The sequence below is a fragment of the Sporosarcina sp. AD_1 genome, from assembly GCF_057373025.1.
The window spans coordinates 284,011-302,549 of the sequence record NZ_JBPVIR010000003.1 but is presented as its reverse complement, the minus strand read 5'-3'; the positions used below and the strand labels follow the sequence as shown (position 1 = coordinate 302,549).

At 46.9% G+C, this 18,539-nt stretch carries 17 protein-coding genes and 1 riboswitch; of the genes, 10 read left to right on the top strand and 7 right to left on the bottom strand.

Annotated elements, in window-relative coordinates; genetic code table 11:
* Positions 1–7: 7 nt before the first annotated feature.
* A complete protein-coding gene (locus ACSW3C_RS07735; RefSeq protein ID WP_486561849.1) occupies positions 8–2,356 on the bottom strand; it encodes a bifunctional diguanylate cyclase/phosphodiesterase in 2,349 nt (782 codons plus the stop codon).
* Between the two features lie 161 nt (positions 2,357–2,517).
* On the opposite strand from ACSW3C_RS07735, the gene ACSW3C_RS07730 reads away from it, so the two are divergent.
* Positions 2,518–2,688 (top strand): hypothetical protein, encoded by a 171-nt coding sequence (locus ACSW3C_RS07730; protein WP_486561848.1) that lies wholly within the window; start codon positions 2,518–2,520, stop codon positions 2,686–2,688.
* 42 nt (positions 2,689–2,730) lie between these two features.
* Here ACSW3C_RS07730 and ACSW3C_RS07725 read toward each other — a convergent pair whose 3' ends face one another.
* Complete coding sequence (locus tag ACSW3C_RS07725; RefSeq protein WP_486561847.1) at positions 2,731–3,459, bottom strand: ZIP family metal transporter; 729 nt, start codon at positions 3,457–3,459, stop codon at positions 2,731–2,733.
* A gap of 110 nt (positions 3,460–3,569) precedes the next feature.
* On the opposite strand from ACSW3C_RS07725, the gene ACSW3C_RS07720 reads away from it, so the two are divergent.
* The gene (locus tag ACSW3C_RS07720; RefSeq protein ID WP_486561846.1) at positions 3,570–3,863 is read left to right on the top strand and encodes a hypothetical protein; all 294 of its coding nucleotides are present in this window, start codon (positions 3,570–3,572) and stop codon (positions 3,861–3,863) included.
* A 163-nt stretch (positions 3,864–4,026) separates the two neighbouring features.
* Complete coding sequence (locus ACSW3C_RS07715) at positions 4,027–4,812, top strand: phosphotransferase family protein (protein WP_486561844.1); 786 nt, start codon at positions 4,027–4,029, stop codon at positions 4,810–4,812.
* Positions 4,813–4,861: 49 nt separating this feature from the next.
* Here ACSW3C_RS07715 and ACSW3C_RS07710 read toward each other — a convergent pair whose 3' ends face one another.
* Positions 4,862–5,128 (bottom strand): ABC transporter substrate-binding protein, encoded by a 267-nt coding sequence (locus ACSW3C_RS07710; RefSeq protein ID WP_486561842.1) that lies wholly within the window; start codon positions 5,126–5,128, stop codon positions 4,862–4,864.
* Between the two features lie 88 nt (positions 5,129–5,216).
* A riboswitch (cobalamin riboswitch) is annotated at positions 5,217–5,400 on the bottom strand.
* A gap of 109 nt (positions 5,401–5,509) precedes the next feature.
* On the opposite strand from ACSW3C_RS07710, the gene ACSW3C_RS07705 reads away from it, so the two are divergent.
* A complete protein-coding gene (locus tag ACSW3C_RS07705) occupies positions 5,510–7,708 on the top strand; it encodes a YhgE/Pip domain-containing protein (protein ID WP_486561841.1) in 2,199 nt (732 codons plus the stop codon).
* 138 nt (positions 7,709–7,846) lie between these two features.
* Here ACSW3C_RS07705 and ACSW3C_RS07700 read toward each other — a convergent pair whose 3' ends face one another.
* On the bottom strand, positions 7,847–8,800 hold the full coding sequence (locus ACSW3C_RS07700; protein ID WP_486561839.1) for an alpha/beta hydrolase: 954 nt from the start codon (positions 8,798–8,800) through the stop codon (positions 7,847–7,849).
* A 105-nt stretch (positions 8,801–8,905) separates the two neighbouring features.
* Complete coding sequence (locus tag ACSW3C_RS07695; RefSeq protein WP_486561837.1) at positions 8,906–9,748, bottom strand: aldo/keto reductase; 843 nt, start codon at positions 9,746–9,748, stop codon at positions 8,906–8,908.
* 194 nt (positions 9,749–9,942) lie between these two features.
* On the opposite strand from ACSW3C_RS07695, the gene ACSW3C_RS07690 reads away from it, so the two are divergent.
* Both ACSW3C_RS07690 and ACSW3C_RS07685 read left to right on the top strand, forming a co-directional pair.
* Positions 9,943–11,346 carry a vWA domain-containing protein gene (locus ACSW3C_RS07690; RefSeq protein ID WP_486561836.1) on the top strand — a complete coding sequence of 468 codons (1,404 nt, stop codon included), beginning with the start codon at positions 9,943–9,945 and terminating at the stop codon, positions 11,344–11,346.
* A gap of 422 nt (positions 11,347–11,768) precedes the next feature.
* Positions 11,769–11,912: a hypothetical protein gene (locus ACSW3C_RS07685; protein ID WP_486561835.1), complete on the top strand. Its 144-nt coding sequence runs from the start codon at positions 11,769–11,771 to the stop codon at positions 11,910–11,912.
* Positions 11,913–12,072: 160 nt separating this feature from the next.
* Here the strand turns inward: ACSW3C_RS07685 and ACSW3C_RS07680 are convergent, their stop codons facing one another.
* Positions 12,073–12,657 carry a DUF421 domain-containing protein gene (locus ACSW3C_RS07680; protein WP_486561834.1) on the bottom strand — a complete coding sequence of 195 codons (585 nt, stop codon included), beginning with the start codon at positions 12,655–12,657 and terminating at the stop codon, positions 12,073–12,075.
* Between the two features lie 169 nt (positions 12,658–12,826).
* Between ACSW3C_RS07680 and ACSW3C_RS07675 the strand changes: the two genes are divergently transcribed.
* Positions 12,827–13,813, top strand: coding sequence for an alpha/beta hydrolase (locus ACSW3C_RS07675; RefSeq protein ID WP_486561833.1), 987 nt, complete (start codon positions 12,827–12,829; stop codon positions 13,811–13,813).
* Positions 13,814–13,850: 37 nt separating this feature from the next.
* On the opposite strand, the gene ACSW3C_RS07670 is transcribed toward ACSW3C_RS07675, so the two are convergent.
* Positions 13,851–14,042, bottom strand: a complete 192-nt coding sequence (locus ACSW3C_RS07670) for a gamma-type small acid-soluble spore protein (protein WP_486561832.1) — start codon at positions 14,040–14,042, stop codon at positions 13,851–13,853.
* 148 nt (positions 14,043–14,190) lie between these two features.
* On the opposite strand from ACSW3C_RS07670, the gene ACSW3C_RS07665 reads away from it, so the two are divergent.
* The 3 genes from ACSW3C_RS07665 (at position 14,191) to ACSW3C_RS07655 (ending at position 18,471) form a co-directional block, all read left to right on the top strand.
* The gene (locus ACSW3C_RS07665) at positions 14,191–14,739 is read left to right on the top strand and encodes a histidine phosphatase family protein (protein WP_486561831.1); all 549 of its coding nucleotides are present in this window, start codon (positions 14,191–14,193) and stop codon (positions 14,737–14,739) included.
* Positions 14,740–15,418: 679 nt separating this feature from the next.
* A complete protein-coding gene (gene abc-f / locus ACSW3C_RS07660) occupies positions 15,419–17,077 on the top strand; it encodes a ribosomal protection-like ABC-F family protein (RefSeq protein WP_486561830.1) in 1,659 nt (552 codons plus the stop codon).
* Between the two features lie 197 nt (positions 17,078–17,274).
* Entirely contained in the window at positions 17,275–18,471 is a 1,197-nt protein-coding gene (locus ACSW3C_RS07655; RefSeq protein WP_486561829.1) for a DUF3238 domain-containing protein, read from the top strand.
* The last annotated feature ends 68 nt before the right edge of the window (positions 18,472–18,539 follow it).

Below are 18,539 nucleotides of genomic sequence, written 5' to 3'. Positions count from 1 at the left end.
GCCGGGTTTATATGGCGTTTCCTTGCAGCATTTTCCCGAGGTCCGTAGCCGATTGCGGCTTTGCAAAATAATAGCCTTGAATGAGATTGCATCCCTCTTTTTCAAGCCATTCGGCTTCTTCCTTCTCTTCCACGCCTTCCATAAGCACTTGCAAATTCAAGTTATGGCCGAGCTGGATGATCGAGCGGACAATGGCTTCCTGCCCGGGATTGCCAATCAGATTATGCAAAAAGGAGCGGTCGATTTTCAGCACATCAATCGGCAGTTCTTTTAAATTGCTAAAGGAGGAATAGCCGGTGCCGAAGTCGTCAAGCGAGATTTGGATGCCCAAATCATGCAAGTGACTAAGGCGGCCATTCGTCTTTTCAGCCAGGCCGAGCGAGGCGGATTCCGTCAGCTCCAGTTCTAAAAAGCTCGGATCCATTTTCGTTTCCTCTAAAATACGTAGCAAACCTGGCAGAAAGTCCTCCCTTGCGAGTTGGAGAGGTGAAATGTTTACCGCCATCATCGGCGGCTCCTCCAATTCTCGCTGCCACTTGCCCCATTGTAGGCAGGCTTCCCGCAAGACCCAGTCTCCGATTTTATGAATTAACCCTTTCTCCTCCGCGATGGGAATGAACTCTGCAGGCGAGATGAAGCCATGCTCCGGATGAATCCATCGCAACAACGCTTCGACTCCTTTCACTTTACCCGTTCCCACTGTCACTTTCGGCTGATATACGAGATGAAGTTCATCTTGGTCGATCGCTATGGACAAGGCCTCTTCGATTTGAAGCGTTCTACGATATTGGTCGTTTAGCTCCAAAGTGAAGGCAGTCACTTGATTTTTCCCATTCCGTTTGGACTCGGACATAGCCAAATCTGCGAACTGAAGCAATTCATTCGGATTGGCAGCGTCTTCCGGGAAGACACAGGTGCCAGCACTGATGGAGACGGCCAGCTGGGAGCCATGAATGGAAAGGGGTTCATTCATCCCAGATACACAAGCCTCTGCCAGGTGGTAACAATCTGCCGCATGGCCATCCGCTAACAGGACGACAAATTCATCTCCGCCGACCCGGGCGAGAAAGCCTTTGTCTGAAATGATTATTTCCAGCCGGCCGGCAATCTGGCGGAGAAGCTGATCTCCCGCTTGGTGGCCAAGTGTGTCGTTAGCGAATTTCATCCGATCAACGTTTAAGAAAATACAGCCGATGGTTTTCTTGGTATCAAACCAACTGGCAAGTGTGGCATCAAGCTTATGGCGGTTCGGAAGTCTTGTAAGTGAATCATGGTATGCCATATAAGAAATTTGCTTTTCATTTTCAATCTGTTCGGTAATATCCCGCAGGAACCAAAGGGAATGGTGAAGGGCTTCCTCTTGGATGGGACGCCGCTTCACTTCCAGAATTAATGAATGGATCGCCACGTGAAAGTTTTGATTACTCATAATCTGTTCCGTTAATTCGGGATGGTAATGCTGCAGTTTTTCGAACCGTTGTTCAGAATCCACTTCTCCCATGAATTGGCGGAATGAAGGATTGGCGTGCAAAATAGTCCCTGTTTGGTCCGTAATGACAATGCCGTCTGCGATGGAATCCAATAACGTATTTTGGACCAGTTCCCTTTTCTGCCAGAGACGATCCAAAATGATGGAACAGAAAAATAGGGCAAAGATGAACAGGGTTACGCTAGCCACGAACCAAGCAAGACGTGTCGTATCCAAACCATCTGGAAACGGACCGGAATTTGTCATGCTGGAAAATGTCGCCGCTGCCATGCCGGTATAATGCATGCCGGTGATCGCAACAGCCATAATGAGAGAAAAAACTATTTTTAATTTCCATGACATGTCTCGGCGGGCATAAGGGGAGAGGAAGCCGATCCAGATGGCGACCCAAGAAGCCGCAACAGCGATCAATAGGGAAATCGCAAATAAAACCGGATTGTAGACGATGGTGACTGCTTCAAGTGCTGCCATGCCGACGTAATGCATGGATGCAATGCCAGACCCCATAATTATCCCAGAGAGAAAAAAACGGATTTTGCTTTTATGATTCACGGATATTATGAAATAGCCGAAATAACACCCCACAATCGCAATCACCACTGAAATAGCGACAAGCAGTGTGTTGTAATAGACGGGGACCGGGAATTGGTAGGAGAGCATGGCGATGAAATGCATCGACCAGATGCCAATTCCGAGCGTTCCTGCTCCGAGTATAAGCCAAATGCGCTTAGCTGATTGGCGGGTGAACGTTACACGCCGGGCTAAGACAATTGAGGCGTATGCGGACATTGTTGCAATTAAATAAGACAGCGCAACAAGGTATGGAATATGATGATGGTCCGACATGGATGTGATTGAATGATCCACAATAACACCTCTGGATTAGGATGATACCGAATATATCGGTAAACTGCAGACTTTTATAAGAGGAGAAGCACCTATATATTAATTTAAAAATTCCACAGTCTTATGTTTCAAATAAGGCCAATCGGGAATGCTAATGGGAAACGAGACAAGGAGTGATTGGATTGTCAAAAAGTTATGCAGGAGATAAAGATCACAATCCGACTGTCAATCAAGGGGATTCTTCCTCCATTGCGAATGATGCGGCTAAAAAGGCGGAGCAGCGCGTTGACGAGATACGCAAAGAAGCGCAGGACGAAGTAAAACGCCATCAACAATATTCAAATGACCAGTAAATGCAAGGACCTTCCCGTGGATAAGAGAAGGTCCTTTTTCTTTTATTCACCCAGATAACCCGTCAAAATAACCATCATTAGCAAGCCGAGAATGAAGGAGAAGGTCGCAGAACGTTCATGGCCATGCCCGTGGCTCTCCGGAATCAATTCTTTATAGACAATGAATAACATGGCGCCTGCAGCAAAAGCCAGGCCATACGGCACTATCACAAAAAGCTGTCCCCCGAAAAGCAGGCCGGCCCATGCGGAAGCGAATTCAGTAAACCCTGCTAAAAAAGTATAGCCGAACGCCTTCCACCGGCCGGTCCCTTGTGTAATGAGAAAGAGCGCGAGCAAGAAGCCTTCGGGAATATTCTGCAAGCCAATCGCCAAAGCGACCAGTGGTCCTAAGTCTTCTACTTGACTGGCAAAGCTCACGCCGACGGACAGGCCTTCCGGTATATTGTGCAGCGCCATCGTGATGAACAGCAGAAACGCACCCGCTGGCATGGTGTCGGAATGCTCCAAGTCGCTGTGCGGGAGGGTTTGTTCAAGCAAAGTCAAAACGAGTGCCCCTAATAGAATGCCTACACAAAGCACCGTCATATTGGAAAGATTGAGAGCGGAAGGAATAAGGCTATAAGTAGAGGCGGCGACCATGACGCCAGCCGTAAACGCAAGCAAGTTGTCCTTTTTTCCGTGCGATAGATTGGCAATAAATAAGGTCGGCAGGGCTCCGAGCAATGTGCAAAATGATGAGATGAAAATACTGATGAGTGGCAATGATGCCATACAGAACCTCCTCCTATTCCTATGGCAAGTGTATGTCCATATAAATTCCGGCAGTACTGAATGGTCCCTTCTTAGCTGGTTTGGTACGAGAATTTGAGCTGGCAGCAAGTGTGAATCAATTATCCACACGTGCCGTCATGGAAACGATTGCCTGTGGGGGTTCGTTTGTCGGGCGTTCACCGCGGGTTATTGGCGTTCATCCCGAGTTATTGGCGTTCGTCATGGGTTATTGGCGTTCGTCATGGGTTATTGGCGTTCGTCATGGGTTATTGGCGTTCATCCCGAGTTATTGGCGTTCACCGCGGGTTATTGGCGTTCGCCACGAGTTATTGGCGTTCGCCACGGGTTATTGGCGTTCGCTACGAGTTATTGGCGTTCGCCACGAGAAGAAGAGAGACACTTAATAGGACTTGCTTTTGATACAATAAATGATAGCGGGATCCTGAAATGAATCGGCATGTCGGGTCAAATGCCAGAAACCTGGTGCTGAATACAGAACCCCGGTACAAACGCCAGAACCAAGATCCAGATACCGGTAAAAACAAAACAGTCAGTAGGAGGAACTGCATGACAACGCCATTAACCATAGAAGAGATACCACACGAATTGATTTACATAACAGGGGCCATTCACGACATCCGGTTTCCGAAGCAAGGACATACTTCTGATGTAGGGATTGTGGATGGAGAGAAAGGTCCATATATTATAAAGCGGGCAAAAGAGGAGCTGTTTCGATCTTGGCTCGTGCGGGAGGAGTATGTGCTGCGAAACTTAATGGGTTCGGGGTTGCCTGTGCCTATAGTCTTTGGGAGCACGACGACACCGGACGGGCAATGGCTCGTACTAGAAGTGTTGGAGGGAGAACCGATCCGCTCAGCGCTCTCGCGGGAGACGGATGAAGTGCAGCGCAGTTCCTTGTTGTTTCAGTTCGGCCAGCTGCTCGCCCGTTTGCATTCAGCTCCATGTCCGCGGGGGCTTAAAGAAGAAGGGGACTGGTTGGACCGGCAGCTTGAAACGGCTCAGTACAACGTGCAGCATTATCAAGTCGATGGCACGGCTGAGTTGCTGGAACGGTTAAAGATATCCAAGCCAAAAGCGGTGAAACAGACATTAATTCACGGCGATTGTACTGTTGACAATGTACTTGGTGCAAACGGTAAAGTGACCGGCTTGATCGATTGGAGTGGAGGGGGATTCGGCGATCCCCGGTATGATGTGGCTCTCGCGATCCGGCCGAAACCAGGGATGTTTGAGAAGGCAGAGGACCGGGAGTTTTTCTTTGAGGGGTATGGGTCTCACATCAGCAAGGAAGAGTATTTTTACTTCGCGGATGGGTTGTACGATTTTTTCTAATTAAGGCCATAAGAAAGCCAGGCCCTCACTCGCGCCTGGCTTGTCCGTTTTATTCGAATTTCTCAGGATAGATTGCTTTTGCTAGCAGCTCAACTGCTTCTCCGATGCGTGGTCCTGGTCTTGACATCATATCGCTGTCCAATTGGATGACACGGTCTTCTTTTACCGCCTGTAATGTATCCCAGCCTTCACGGCTTTTGATTTCGCTGACAGGGTCCGGACTATACGACGTAGTCGTGACAATGACGTCAGGTTGTTTGGTAAGAATATCTTCTAAATGATGTATTCCGCTTCTGGTGCCAATGAAAAAAACCACCCAGGGAGATGGGTGGCGACAAACAGATCTATAGCAACAAGTGCCTACTAATCCAATATGTCGTATCTTCCCTTTTTTCCGAAGGAGCAAAATACACATTGAAAAAGCGGGTATCCTGACTTGTGCTTCATTCCCGGTGAGAGCCTTCCCATTCTTTACGAACAGTGGCATATTCTCACTTCGTCCACACTTACAGTTGCGGAAACAGTTCCGGATTTTAACCGGATTCCCCATTCACATAGGTTTCTATGACTCTTTCAATTATTTATTCAACTAGACGATTGTATCATTCAAATTGAAGGCATGGAACAGTGCCATGATTCGGCAGCCGGGAGGAAGGGTATACTTTGGGCGAAATGTGGAAATGGAGAGGGTGGCAACATGCGCAAAAGCTGGTCCATCTATATATCGGATTTAAAAAATTTGAGCCGCAACTGGGTCGCTGCGGTCATTATCGGGGGACTGATCATTCTCCCTTCTTTGTATGCGTGGCTGAATATATATGCTTCGTGGGATCCGTATGCGAACACGGACCGGTTACCGGTAGCAGTTGTCAATGAAGACAAAGGGGCAACCATTCGGGATGAACCGATCGATGTGGGCGGACAGCTTGTCGACACCCTGAAGCATAATCGGGATATGGACTGGAACTTCACAACCCGTGAGCAGGCAATGGAGGGTATTGAATACGGTGATTATTTTGCGGTTTTGATCATACCGGAAGATTTTTCGGAGCGTCTTGGAACGGTTATTTCTGGTGAGCCTGAAAAATCCCAAATTGATTATTACGTGAACGAGAAATTGAACTCCATTGCCCCGAAGATTACAGAAAAAGGGGCCAGTGTCATTGTGGAGAAGGTGAGCAGCCAGTTCATTGCCACTGTAAATGAAGTCATTTTTGACCTGTTCAATCAACTCGGAGTTGAAATTCAAAAAGACTTGCCGGACATTGAGCGTTTTGAAAATTATATTTTTGATATAGAGCAGAAGTTGCCTGCCATTCATGAAACGCTGGTCGGCACACGGAATGATGCAAAGTCGGCACGACAGTTGATTCGCCAGGCGGAAAACAAAATGCCGGCCGCAAAGCAGACAGTTTCGGAAGGGCTGGGCACCATTGACCGGACGCTCGGTTTTTTAAATCAAGCAGAAGCCAGACTAAACGAAATGGCGCCGACCATCCAACAAGATTTAAAAACAGCATCCCGAATATCGAAAGAAACAAATGATTTTCTGACGAAAGTCGGGAATGTCCAAATCGATTTCACAGAATTGGACCAAGCAAAAGAACGAGTGGATACCCGAATGACAAATGCCATTGGAAAAGTGGATGCCATTCAGGCAGATCTAGTATGGCTCCGTGATATGGCGGCTGGATCAAAACCAACTGAGGAAGGGGAGAGCGTCCCGGCAAATCCAGAACGCGATAAACGATTGCAGGATGCTATTGACCGGACAGGGGAAATCAAAGCCCTCATGACAGAAGCGCAAACGAATGCACGCGCATTGAATGGGCTTGTGGAAAGCAAGGAGCAACAAATGAAACAAACGCTTGCTGACCTTCAAGATATCTCAGGCCGTGTTTCCGTTCGCCTCGATCAGTTTATTGCCGAATATGAGCAGACAATCGAACCGACCGTGCGAAGCGAAGTGAAACGGGCGAAAGCCACATTGCAGCAAGGACGGTCCATGCTCGTTGAAATTCAAACGACCATTCCGGAGGTGGAACTCGTCCTATCCAGCACCTCTACTCATCTGGAGGACGGACAGGGCATGCTCGACCAAGTGATGGCGGAATATCCTTATGTCTCGGAAAAGGTGAAAAGCTTAGCGAATAGGATCAGGGAAGTAAAAGGCGAAACGGATATTAATGAAATCATTCAGCTACTGCAAAATGACCCACAGGCAGAACGGAGCTTTTTCGAAGAGCCCATCGTGTTGAATGAGAATAAATTGTTCCCCATCAAGAACTACGGCACTGGGATGACGCCGTTTTATACGGTGCTGTCCATCTGGGTCGGCTGCCTATTATTGATTTCCCTCTTATCGACGGACGCGGAAAATCTTGAGGAAATGAGCGCACGCCAAGTCTATGTCGGCAAGCTGATGACCTTCCTGACGATTGGATTTCTTCAAACGATAATTGTTACCGTCGGGGACCTGACGCTGTTAGGTGTAAAGGCGAATAATCCGGCATGGTTCATTGTCTTTGGGTTCTTTATCAGCGTCATTTTCATGACGCTCGTTTACACGCTCGTCACGTTGTTCGGTGACGTCGGAAAGGCGCTTGCTATTATTTTGCTTGTCCTTCAAATTGCCGGCTCGGGCGGCACGTATCCCGTCATGCTGCTGCCGGAATTCTTCCAATGGATCAATCCGGGCCTGCCCTTCACCTATGCCATCGACCTGATGCGGGAAGCAGTCGGCGGGATTGTCTGGAGACGTGTGCTGACCGATTTTACCTTCTTACTAGTAACGGGCGTGTCCATCTTTTTCTTCGGCTACTTCTTAAAGGAAATCATTAACCGGAAGACACATCAATTTTTGCGGAAATCGAGGGAATCCGGGTTGTTCCACTAAAAGGATGCAGCTGGACGAGTTGGCCATAGGGTAAAAGGGGAAAAACGAGAAGAAGTAGTTTGGAAAAGCCACAAATGGACCACGTTCGGTCGATTTGTGGCTTTTCTTTTATGTAATATACAGAAGAGGACTAAGCTTTTATTGCGCTAACACATGCTCGACAAACCTTTGGATCCGTTCCGCATATTCCGCTGTGCCATTATCCAATGCCTTCGTATGGCCGGCGTTTGGCACAATCCATAATTCCTTCTCACCACTGGCTGCATCGTACAGCTTATAAGCCATTTCTGTCGGCACCAAATCGTCCGAGTCGCCATGTATGAGCAGGAGCGGAACTTGATTCTTCTTCACCTGGTCAAGAGCAGACGCCTCTTCAAATGTGTAGCCGGCGCGTACTTTGGTAACAACGCTTGTCACTTGCAGCAACGGAAATGAGGGAAGATTGTAAATGGATTTCAGCTGATGGGCCAGTTCTTCTTTCACGGTGCTATACGCACTGTCCGCGATAATCCCCTTCACTTCTGGAGGGAGCTTTTCTCCGCTCGTCATTAGAACTGTGGCGGCTCCCATGGAATTGCCATGCAAAAGAATCTGTTTCGCTCCATGCTCTTCAATCAAGTAATCGATCCAGTCTTTATAATCAAGCCGGTCATGCCAGCCATAGCCGATATACTCACCTTCACTTTTCCCGTGCCCCCGCGCATCGGGGAGTAACACGTCGAAACCGAGGTCGTAATACATCTTCGCCAGTTTGCCCATATTATCACCTGAGTTTCGGAAACCATGGGCCAGGATGACTGCTTCATCTGAGCGATCCGCATGTTGGATGTACTGCGCATTCAACCGCAGCCCATCGAATGATTTCATCTTGATCGGCAGGCGTTCCTGCGAATCAAACCACTCTTTTGCCTCCCGCAGCAGCTGTTGATCTGCTTCGCTTGCCACCGCATTCACAGCCTCCGACTCAGTATGCAGCTCCACTTCCGTACCGCGCTTCACGCCTTGATTGAAAAAATAATTGCCCGCAATGACTAGGACAACCACTAGGATAGCAGCCAGGCTCCCAATCGCGACGCCAATTTTGCGTTTCATTGCCATTCCCCCTTGCCTATCATCGTATCATTTTAGGACGTGCCATATGACAAGGATTTCAATGTAAAAAGAAAAAAGACACCTCGTCAAAGGTGTCTTCCATACTTAAAAGTCGATATGATCTGGATCTGGACCAACGCGTTTGTCTTCATTCAACTCGTTAATCCGCTCCATTTCCTCGTCAGTCAATTGAAAGTCAAAGACATCGACATTTTCGGCAATGCGGTTTTCATTGATCGATTTCGGAATTGTGACCACGCCGTTCTGCAAGTCCCAGCGGATAATGACTTGTGCAACCGATTTGCCGTGGGTGCCGGCAATTTCTGATAGAACCGGATTGTCGAGCAATTGTCCCTGGGCTAGAGGAGACCACGCCTCCAGTCGAATGTTGTGCTGTTCACAGAATGCTTTCACTTCCGTTTGCGTCAATTGCGGATGATATTCCACTTGATTGACCATCGGTGTGACTGTCGCATCTTCAAGCAAATCTTCGAGGTGATGTACTTTGAAATTGCTGACGCCAATCGCGCGAACTTTCTCTTCCTTGTAGAGTGTTTCCAGCGCGCGCCATGTTTCTTTATATTTCCCTTTAACAGGCCAATGAACAAGATACAAATCCAAATAATCCAAACCGAGTCTCCGTAAACTGATCTCGTAAGCTTCAATCGTCGAGTCGTACCCTTGATCAGAATTCCAGACCTTAGAGGTGATGAACAAATCCTCGCGCTTCAAGCCGTTTTCTTCAATGGCCTCCCGGATTGCCTGGCCCACTCCTTCTTCATTCTTATAAACGGCTGCCGTATCGATGCTCCGGTATCCATGGCGAATAGCCGTTTTTACTGCTTCAATTACTTCTGGTCCTTCTTGCACTTTGAACACGCCAAGCCCCAGCCAAGGCATTTCCACTCCATTATGCAATGTCGTAGTTTCTTGCAAATGATTGATCATATACATACCCTCCCAGTTTGGTAATGTGGTAACAGGCTTATTTTCTCACATCTCTTTGTAGAAATGTTAGGTGGAAGACTTGGTTTTGGTAGGAGGCGGAAATGCCCACTATTAAATTCGGGTCCTTGCTCATAGGAACTTATCTCTTCAATAGACCGTAGTGAAGTGTAGATGTTCATAGGGGAGGAGTTTACATGAAATCAAAGAAATGGCAAGTCGGATGGCTTATTATTTGCTGTATAGGATTGATTGCTTGTTCGGACCAGAAGGAAACGGAAAAGGCGGAAGCGGCGCCAGAATCTACTGCTGCCGAAGAGGTGGAGGAAGTGATCCCAACAGCAGCTCGAACAGTGGAAGAGATGATCGAGCAACCAGCAGGGAGGCTGATTGAGGAATATATGGATCCGAAAATAGAGGCGGCCCGGACGGTAGATTATGTGAGATATTTCCGTTATTATGAGGACGAGTTTAGCGACATGATGAAAGAACTATTGTCTTCTTACTTTAAGGAGCATCCAGACGTCAAGGCAGATGAAATCTATGACTACCTTGTTTTTCAACTAGGGTCAGGGCAATATAAAGGACTTTATGAACAGCTGGCTTCTTATGAGCACGGATACGTCATGCCGGAGCTGCCGGATGGCGAAGATGAAATTGAAATTGCCAAGAGGCAAAAAACGAATATTGTCATCCTTATGGATGCGAGCGGCAGCATGAAGGGAGAGGTAGATGGCAGGGTAAAGATGGATCTCGCTAAAGAGGCTATCGAGAACTTCACAAGCCAGTTCGATAATGAAGTGAATGTGGCGCTCTTTGCGTATGGACATAAAGGAGCGGGCACACAAGCGGACAAAGCTTTATCTTGCGGAGCCATAGATGAAGTGTACTCGCTTTCCACGTACGAAAAGAATTCCTTCCATGATGCAATGGAGTCGTTCGACGCGAGCGGCTGGACCCCACTGGCTGGTGCAATTAAAAAAGCTGCCGCCTATCTGGCATCCTACGACAGGGAAGAATACCGGAATATTGTCTACATTGTCAGTGATGGAATTGAAACGTGTGGCGGCGATCCCATCCAAGCCGCAAAGCAATTAAATGCAAGTGATATTGAAGCAAAAGTGAATATCATCGGTTTTGATGTCGACGACGAAGGGCAAGCCCAATTGAAGCAAGTCGCAGAAGCAGGAGGCGGTCAATATGCGACTGTCCGGAACCAATCAGAATTCGAAGGCGTGTTAATCAAAAAATGGAAACCAAGCATGATGCAAGTTCTGAGCCAACAAGGCGTGAAACTGCATGAAATGGTTCACCAATGGGAAGATTTATACGCCATCTACGATCCACTTTCTAATTTATCAACACGCGAAAGAATTCGAATTGTCGATGCTGCTTACTACTTAAAAAATCAAAAGTTAATAGATGAAGAAGAAGGGAGCAAAGTGATTGAGCTGGCAAAACAGATGGGTGAACTGCGCGATGAACACTTTGTAAGCTTGAAAGACCAAAAGGGCGAAGAAGCCGAAAAAGCTATGAAAGAAATTGACGATGCCGTGCAAGCATGGCAAGAAAAATGGAAGAAAGAATTGGAGAATGAGTGATGAATGGTTGAGCTGGCGTGCACGCCGCATTGGCAGTGTGGCGGTTACCGCGGTCAGCAGCGGATCTGGTAGTGAGGGAGAATAGTTGGCGCAAGAGACAGTAGATCCGGCGACGGACAAAATAGTTGGAACAAGCCGCTGCAAATGTATGTCGCTCTCATAGCTATGAATTGGTTTGAGTCAGTAATCATATGGCGTCTCAAACCATACTGTAGCTTCAAGGGAACTAACAACAGTGTTTCTCCTAGGTATCTCCGTTCGGATCAATATATTGGCGTTCATCCGAATTTACTGGCGTTCAGCTGAAGTTAATGGCGTTCATCCCGAGTTAATGGCGTTCAGTTGAAGTTAATGGCGTTCATCCCGAGTTATTGGCGCTCAGCTGAAGTTAATGGCGTTCATCCCGAGTTATTGGTGTTCAGTTGAAGTTAATGGCGCTCATCCCGAGTTATTGGCGCTCAGCTGAAGTTAATGGCGTTTATCCTGATTTAATGGCGTTCATCCGGATTTATTGGCGTTCAGCTGAAGTTACTGGCGTTCATCCTGATTTATTGGCGTTCAGTTGAAGTTAATGGCGTTCATCCCGAGTTATTGGCGTTCATCTGAAGTTAATGGCGTTCATCCGGATTTATTGGCGGTTCAACCCGATATTCCGTCAGCGCCCAAGTCCGAACGCCCTCGCCTGGCGTCCGAACTTAGGCGGGTTAGATACGACGAGCACCACTTTCATTTTAGGAAGTCACTCTCATTGTTCGATTGTTTGGTTATCGTTTCAACAAAGATATTGTTTGATGGTGTTTCGCTCGGTAACTTGAGTTCGCCGGTCTGTATTAAATGAATGAGCGTTTGAATATCTTCTTTTGTGGCGGGTTGCTTGGCGTCTTGCAATTCATATCCCAGTTGTCCGTTGGATTCCAGTGTTGCATGTTTGACATCTTGGATGGAGGAGATGCCGACTTGGCGGAGTCTGGCTTCTAGCTGATCGACCGTCAATCTCATTTTTCTCATGTTTTTTATTTGTAATTGGCCATCAATGATAATGGGTTTTCCTCTGTTGGTGATGATGGTTTCGGAGCTATCGAGCACTAATTCCAGCCATTCTGTCACAATCAGGCAGATGATCAGGATGGCAGCGAGGCCGAATGTGGCCCAAAGGCCTTGGCCAGTAACAGGTTGGATGATTAAGGTGCCTAATGAAAACAAGACGACGACTTGAGGGACTGTCATTTCTGAAATGGATTTTCTGCCGCTAATCCGTAGCAATACTGTGGCCACAATAAAGATGAGCAGTGTTTTCCATATATACTCCATCCTCAGGTACCTCCTTTACTCACCTTAGTGTTCGTGTGGTTGCGAATCCTATACCTGTTCAATGGACATGGAAAATTTGTGTATTTTCAAATATCTTATTTATTCCTGCTGACTTTTATTGTATATTAATGCTAGACATCGAGAATGTCACAAGACAGAGTGAAGGGGAATGAGTACGATCCGAATCAATTGGAGAAAGATATTGATTCTATTGGCAATCGGGTTTCTTGCAGTTCAAGTGGCCGGTAGTTTTTTCTTCTATGATCTGGCAATCAAGCGGGGTCCGAAAGAGTATTTAGAGAAAAATGCGGACTTGGAAGTAGCGGATCAAACACTTGAGCTTTATTTGAAAGGTGACTGGAGACAGTGGGTCGCCGATCAAAAATTTGAACGCATGAGCCTGACGTCGCGTGATGGATTACAACTGTCCGGATACTATTTGCCGGCTGCCAAGCCTACCAAAAAGCTGGTCATTTTGACACATGGATATCTTGGCAATGCGAAACAAATGGGGCTGTTCGGACAGTATTATCATAATGAGTTAGGGTATAACATCTTCATGCCGGATGCGAGAGGGCATGGCAAGAGTGAAGGGGATTACTATGGATTTGGCTGGCCGGACCGGCTGGATTTAATAGATTGGACGGATCAGCTGGTCAAGAAGTTAGGGCCCGACACGGAAGTTGCCTATCATGGGCTTTCGATGGGAGCCGCGACGGTATTAATGGCAAGTGGCGAGGAAGAGCTACCTCGCCAAGTAAAGGCCATTATCGCGGATAGCCCGTACGAGTCGGTCTATTCGTTATTTACCTACCAAATGAACCGGATGTTCCATCTTCCTGCATTTCCGTTGCTTGATGGAACGAGCATGGTAACAAAATTTAGAGCCGGCTATTCATTCCGCGAGGCGAGTGCCTTGAAGGAAGTGAAGCGGACGCGCATTCCCATTCTCTATATCCACGGAAAAAGTGATACGTTCGTGCCGACTGAAATGGCAGAAGATCTTTATCGCAATACCGCAAGCGAAAAGGATATTTTCCTAGTAGCGAAAGCGAATCACGGCGAGTCGTTTGCTCTCGCGGGAGATGCTTACAAGCAAAAGATGAGCCAGTTCCTCAATCGGTATGTGGTGGATACGGATAGGGTTTCTAAATAATATGTAGGGTTTCCAAGTCATATTGGAAACCCTTTTTTCATGACTGGTCCCGCTCGATTTGCTTTTTGACCATTTCGGGGTTGGTGTCACTGTAGACGCCCGTCCCTTTTCCTCCGGTTTTGGCAATCAATGCTTTCACTTCGTTATAGGTCAGGCCGGAATTGGCGTTTTGCCGTTTGACCTCGTTGATATCTGTGCCGGCAACCGTTTGATTCGGTTCGTTATTCATGGATTCAGTCAACCTCCTTTTTCGTAGGATGGTTGGAACAGAAAGGTCTATGCAATGAATTTTGTCTCTGTTTGATTAACGCGAGATTAGCCTGACAGGTTTCTACTGAAATAGAGAAGGGAAAATAATGAAAAAGGAGGCGTTTCTCATGGAGAAAACGATATATATCGTACGGCATTGCGAAGCGGAAGGTCAGTCTGCGCACGCTGACTTGACCGCAAAAGGCGTTATGCAAGCTAGCAAACTGGCTGATTTTTTTGAGGATAAGCTGGTGGATCGAATTATAACGAGTCCCTTTCTTCGAGCCAGAATGACAGCCCAGCCGTTGTCTGATCAAAAAGGAATTTATTACGAAGAGGATAGTCGTTTAGCAGAAAGAACTTTGAGTGAACATGATTTTGAAGACTGGCTCATTAAATTGGAGGACACTTTCCTTGATTTGAATCTTACCTATGAAGGGGGAGAATCTTCCAATGAAGCGATGAGCCGGGTTTGTGATGTTGTCGATGAGCTGCCGGATGGTTCCCATAGCGTAATCGTGACACATGGAAACTTGATGACATTATTGCTTCGCTGCTTTGATGAACGGATTGGGTTTAAGGAATGGCAGGCGTTAACGAATCCGGACGTCTATCAGATCACGCAGAAAGATGGCCAGGTAGAGATGAAGCGAATTTGGACAGAGGATTCCAATTAAAAGAGCCTCCTTTTGAAAAGAGGCTCTGCATCGGTGAGGATACGAAAAGTCCGTTCCATTTCTATGTCACAGGGGAGGCGTCATAAGAAATAACGTGGTTAATTTGTGTATTGGACCGATGTACTGACATCGGCCAAAGGCTTAACTTGATTCAGCCAGAGGAATCCTTCTGAATGCATCGATCGCATCCACATACGCAGGCTTCCATTTCACGTACGGTGCAGGCTGATGTAGGTTAACTATTCGTATGGTCACCGATGCAAGCTATCCTATCAACTTTTTGTGGGTAATACAAGGAGGAGCCGACAGGTTGATGCAATATAAGCCTATCGAACGGATGCTGAACCAGAAAATTGGATGACCTCTGGTACTTTTCCGTAAGGCAAGAGGAGCAGGCTATTTGATTGTTATGTCTGAAAATTATAATGACTTTACAGGCCGAGTATGGTAAACTGTGAATACTATTTATTGAAAGGGCTGAGGGTGGACAGTGATTAACTAATCTCAATTTCCGACGAAATTTCATTTTGATCTGAACGGAAAACGGGATTAGTCTGTCCATTTTTACTCACACGTAAAGCAGCCCTATTGTACGGGGTTTCTTTGTGTTTTTTTCCTGACTAATCCTTCCGTTCTAAAACGGAGGGTTTTTTTGTCCCTCCACATAGGAGGAATATTTATGTTACTAGGAAAGATTAATGAAATAAGCTATAAGATTGGGGAAACAACTATTTTGGATGCCGTTTCAGCCGAGCTTCCGCAAGACGCATGCATTGCGATTGTCGGAGCGAATGGAGCGGGGAAATCTACACTGCTGTCTATTTTGGCCGGGGAACTGGCTCCCACTTCCGGCTCCATCTATTGGGCTGGCCCACACCCGAGCCTGACCTATTTTAAGCAGGAACAGCGGGAGGAGGGGGACCGGGAAGATACAGGAGACATGTATGCTTACCGTTCCAAGTGGCATCTTCCGGATCATGTCCGCTACGCGACGGCGAGTGGGGGCGAACGGATGAAACTCCGTTTGTCGGCCGCTCTTTCGCGGAACAGCCAGCTCGTATTGCTCGATGAACCGACAAATCATATGGATGCAGAAAGTTTGGAGGAGCTGGTTCGTGTGATTAATCAAAAGCAGGCGACCTATCTCATCGTGTCCCATGACCGCCACTTCATTGACCAGACAGCGGAATATGTGCTGGAGCTGGAAGATGGGAAGATGACCGTGTATACAGGGAACTATACGAGTTACCGTGAGAAAAAAGAGCAGGCGCGCGCCATTCAGGCACATCACTATGAAAAACAGCAACGGGAAATCAAACAAGTGAAGGAACAAATCGCCCAGTTGAAAGAATGGTCAGCCAAGGCGCATGCCGAATCGACCAAAAAGGGTGGAGCGAAAGAATATTATCGGATGAAAGCGAAGAAGAAAGATGTCCAAATTCGTTCGATGCAGAAACGGCTTGAAGCAAAACTGGCCAAGGAGCGGGTTGAGAAACCAGCTGAAGAGACGACCGTTTGGTTTGATGTCAAAGGGGAACGTAAAAAAGGGCACCGCGTCATGGAGCTGCAGAATGTACAAAAATCATACGGCAGTCAACAGCTCTTTTCAAATGTCTCCTTCACCGTGCAAGCAGGCGAGAGACTTGCATTGATTGGCCCCAACGGAAGCGGGAAATCTACGCTTTTTTCCATCTTGAACGGGAACGCAGCATGTGAAGGTGAGGTCTGGCTGTCTAACGGTTTATCAATCGGCTATATGAGTCAGGCCGTCCTTGATTTGCCGCAGGACATTACAATGGCGGAGCATTTCCATCGTGATTCATTTGCTGAACAAGGGAAGCTTCGGACACAGCTGGCAAATCTCGGTTTAACGGAGTCCCATTGGGGATTGAAGTTAGGCGAATTGAGCCAAGGCGAACGAGTCAAAGTGAAACTGATGCAGTTCATCTTGGAAGGGACCGATGTACTGCTGCTGGATGAGCCGACGAATCATCTCGATTTGCCGTCACGAGAGCAGCTGGAAAAAACATTGGAAGCCTTTCCTGGCACGTTGCTCATTGCCTCCCATGACCGGTATTTCGTCGAAAAACTGGCGAAGGGTCTGCTGCTATTTGAAAAGGGTACGATACAGAAACGACCCGTCACCTTTCAAGAATGGACGGAAAGGAAAGACGCGCCCGTGGAAAGAAAGACCCCTGAGGATCGTCTGCGTCTAGAAACGGAGCTGCAAGCCGTGTTAGGCCAATTAAGCATGGAGTTGCCGGGAAGTGACCGATATAAGGAATTGGATGCGGCCTTTCATGAAGTGAGCAGGAAATTAAGAGAAATAAATAAATGATTTTGCGGCGCATGATGAACACATGTCATGCGCCTGTACTTTGTTTAATCAGGTAAGAAAAAATGAAGCGTAAACTGGTTATGCCGTGCTGTTATGACGTTTGGCAGGGTGGGAAGACGGGGATTGACGTACTAGATCGGCTCTGATGTTTAATGGCATGAAAAGTACATCACAATGGTAAGAAGGAGGGATGAGCCATGAATTTCGAGATTAAGCATGTAAAACATGAACATGATTTGATTTCCTTCACATGGAATGATGTCGGGGGCTTCTACAATGTCTACAAAGATGGTGAACATTTATATGAAGGAAACGTGCCGGAATTTCAAGACGGCGACTTCAAGCATGGCAAACTGTATCACTATACAATCGAGCGAGTTGATAATAAAGGGATTGTTGATGTCATTGCAATGCAAACTTCTGCATTTGCGGAAGAGAAAAATATCGAGAATCCATTACAATCGCTAGTCATGACAACCATTGTAGCAAAAACACAAATTGCTCTGGCATGGGAACGAATTAAGGATATAGAAGAATATGAGGTATTTCGAAACGGCGAACTAGTGGATACGGTCAAATCCAACCGATATATCGACCGGGATATTTCGCTGGATCAGCCTTATGCATATGCCATTCGGGCAAAACGGCCATTGGTAGAATCTGAAGAAAAACTGACTACGCTGAAATCCATGTTCTCCACGATTTATGGGGCATTGAACCCGTCGACAAGCCAGAAGGAGACAGCATCCGAAACCTTTACGATGATCAAATGGATTGGAAAGCCGAACGATTTGCTTCTTCCCATCAATCAAAGAGAACGAGAGCTAAGGCCGGTTAACCATTGGAAATTCCGTTACACTACTTTCTTGCGGGAGGAGTGGATAAAAAATCCGAATGTGCTGTCGCCCAACCATTATTTCCATGGAGACGGACGTGGATTTGATCCAAATGGAGAATCGTTCCGAACACGGGTTGATATCGAACTGGCTTATGATCTGGAAAAACATCCTATGACGTTTACGAAGGAAGTCGGCCCTTCTATTGCGTACGATTACCTGAAACAATTCAAAGAAAAAAAGACCGCCTCACCAGATGGCATTACATTAAAACGGTTAGATCATCGGAAAGAGGAATCGGGTTTCCTTTTGGAACACTCGGTCGGCAATCCTTTAACCACCGCCCCGAATATTGATTATGAAGTGAGAGCTGTCCTGCGGCGTCATGGTACGTTTGACATATCCGGCTATTTTGATCCTGCGCCAGATCATGAAATTTACTTATCACGTGGACACGATGGAGAATGGGAACCGGTCTTGCAAGTGGAAAGCAAAGGGCTTGCCTTCATGTCCGATATTATCGCCTATCATTATTGGCGCTGTTCGAACTTTGAATGAGCGGATGATTGAAAACTTCTTTTTTGACAGGAAGTTTTCAATTTGGTACTATTATCTCGAATTCAAGA

Excerpts from the sequence above, each read along its gene's own strand:
- ACSW3C_RS07695 (WP_486561837.1), bottom strand. The coding sequence starts at position 9,748 with ATGATCAATCATTTGCAAGAAACTACGACATTGCATAATGGAGTGGAA.
- ACSW3C_RS07705 (WP_486561841.1), top strand. The coding sequence starts at position 5,510 with ATGCGCAAAAGCTGGTCCATCTATATATCGGATTTAAAAAATTTGAGC.
- ACSW3C_RS07655 (WP_486561829.1), top strand. The coding sequence starts at position 17,275 with ATGAATTTCGAGATTAAGCATGTAAAACATGAACATGATTTGATTTCC.
- ACSW3C_RS07700 (WP_486561839.1), bottom strand. The coding sequence starts at position 8,800 with ATGAAACGCAAAATTGGCGTCGCGATTGGGAGCCTGGCTGCTATCCTA.
- ACSW3C_RS07715 (WP_486561844.1), top strand. The coding sequence starts at position 4,027 with ATGACAACGCCATTAACCATAGAAGAGATACCACACGAATTGATTTAC.
- ACSW3C_RS07665 (WP_486561831.1), top strand. The coding sequence starts at position 14,191 with ATGGAGAAAACGATATATATCGTACGGCATTGCGAAGCGGAAGGTCAG.
- abc-f (WP_486561830.1), top strand. The coding sequence starts at position 15,419 with ATGTTACTAGGAAAGATTAATGAAATAAGCTATAAGATTGGGGAAACA.
- ACSW3C_RS07690 (WP_486561836.1), top strand. The coding sequence starts at position 9,943 with ATGAAATCAAAGAAATGGCAAGTCGGATGGCTTATTATTTGCTGTATA.
- ACSW3C_RS07670 (WP_486561832.1), bottom strand. The coding sequence starts at position 14,042 with ATGAATAACGAACCGAATCAAACGGTTGCCGGCACAGATATCAACGAG.
- ACSW3C_RS07675 (WP_486561833.1), top strand. The coding sequence starts at position 12,827 with ATGAGTACGATCCGAATCAATTGGAGAAAGATATTGATTCTATTGGCA.
- ACSW3C_RS07680 (WP_486561834.1), bottom strand. The coding sequence starts at position 12,657 with ATGGAGTATATATGGAAAACACTGCTCATCTTTATTGTGGCCACAGTA.
- ACSW3C_RS07725 (WP_486561847.1), bottom strand. The coding sequence starts at position 3,459 with ATGGCATCATTGCCACTCATCAGTATTTTCATCTCATCATTTTGCACA.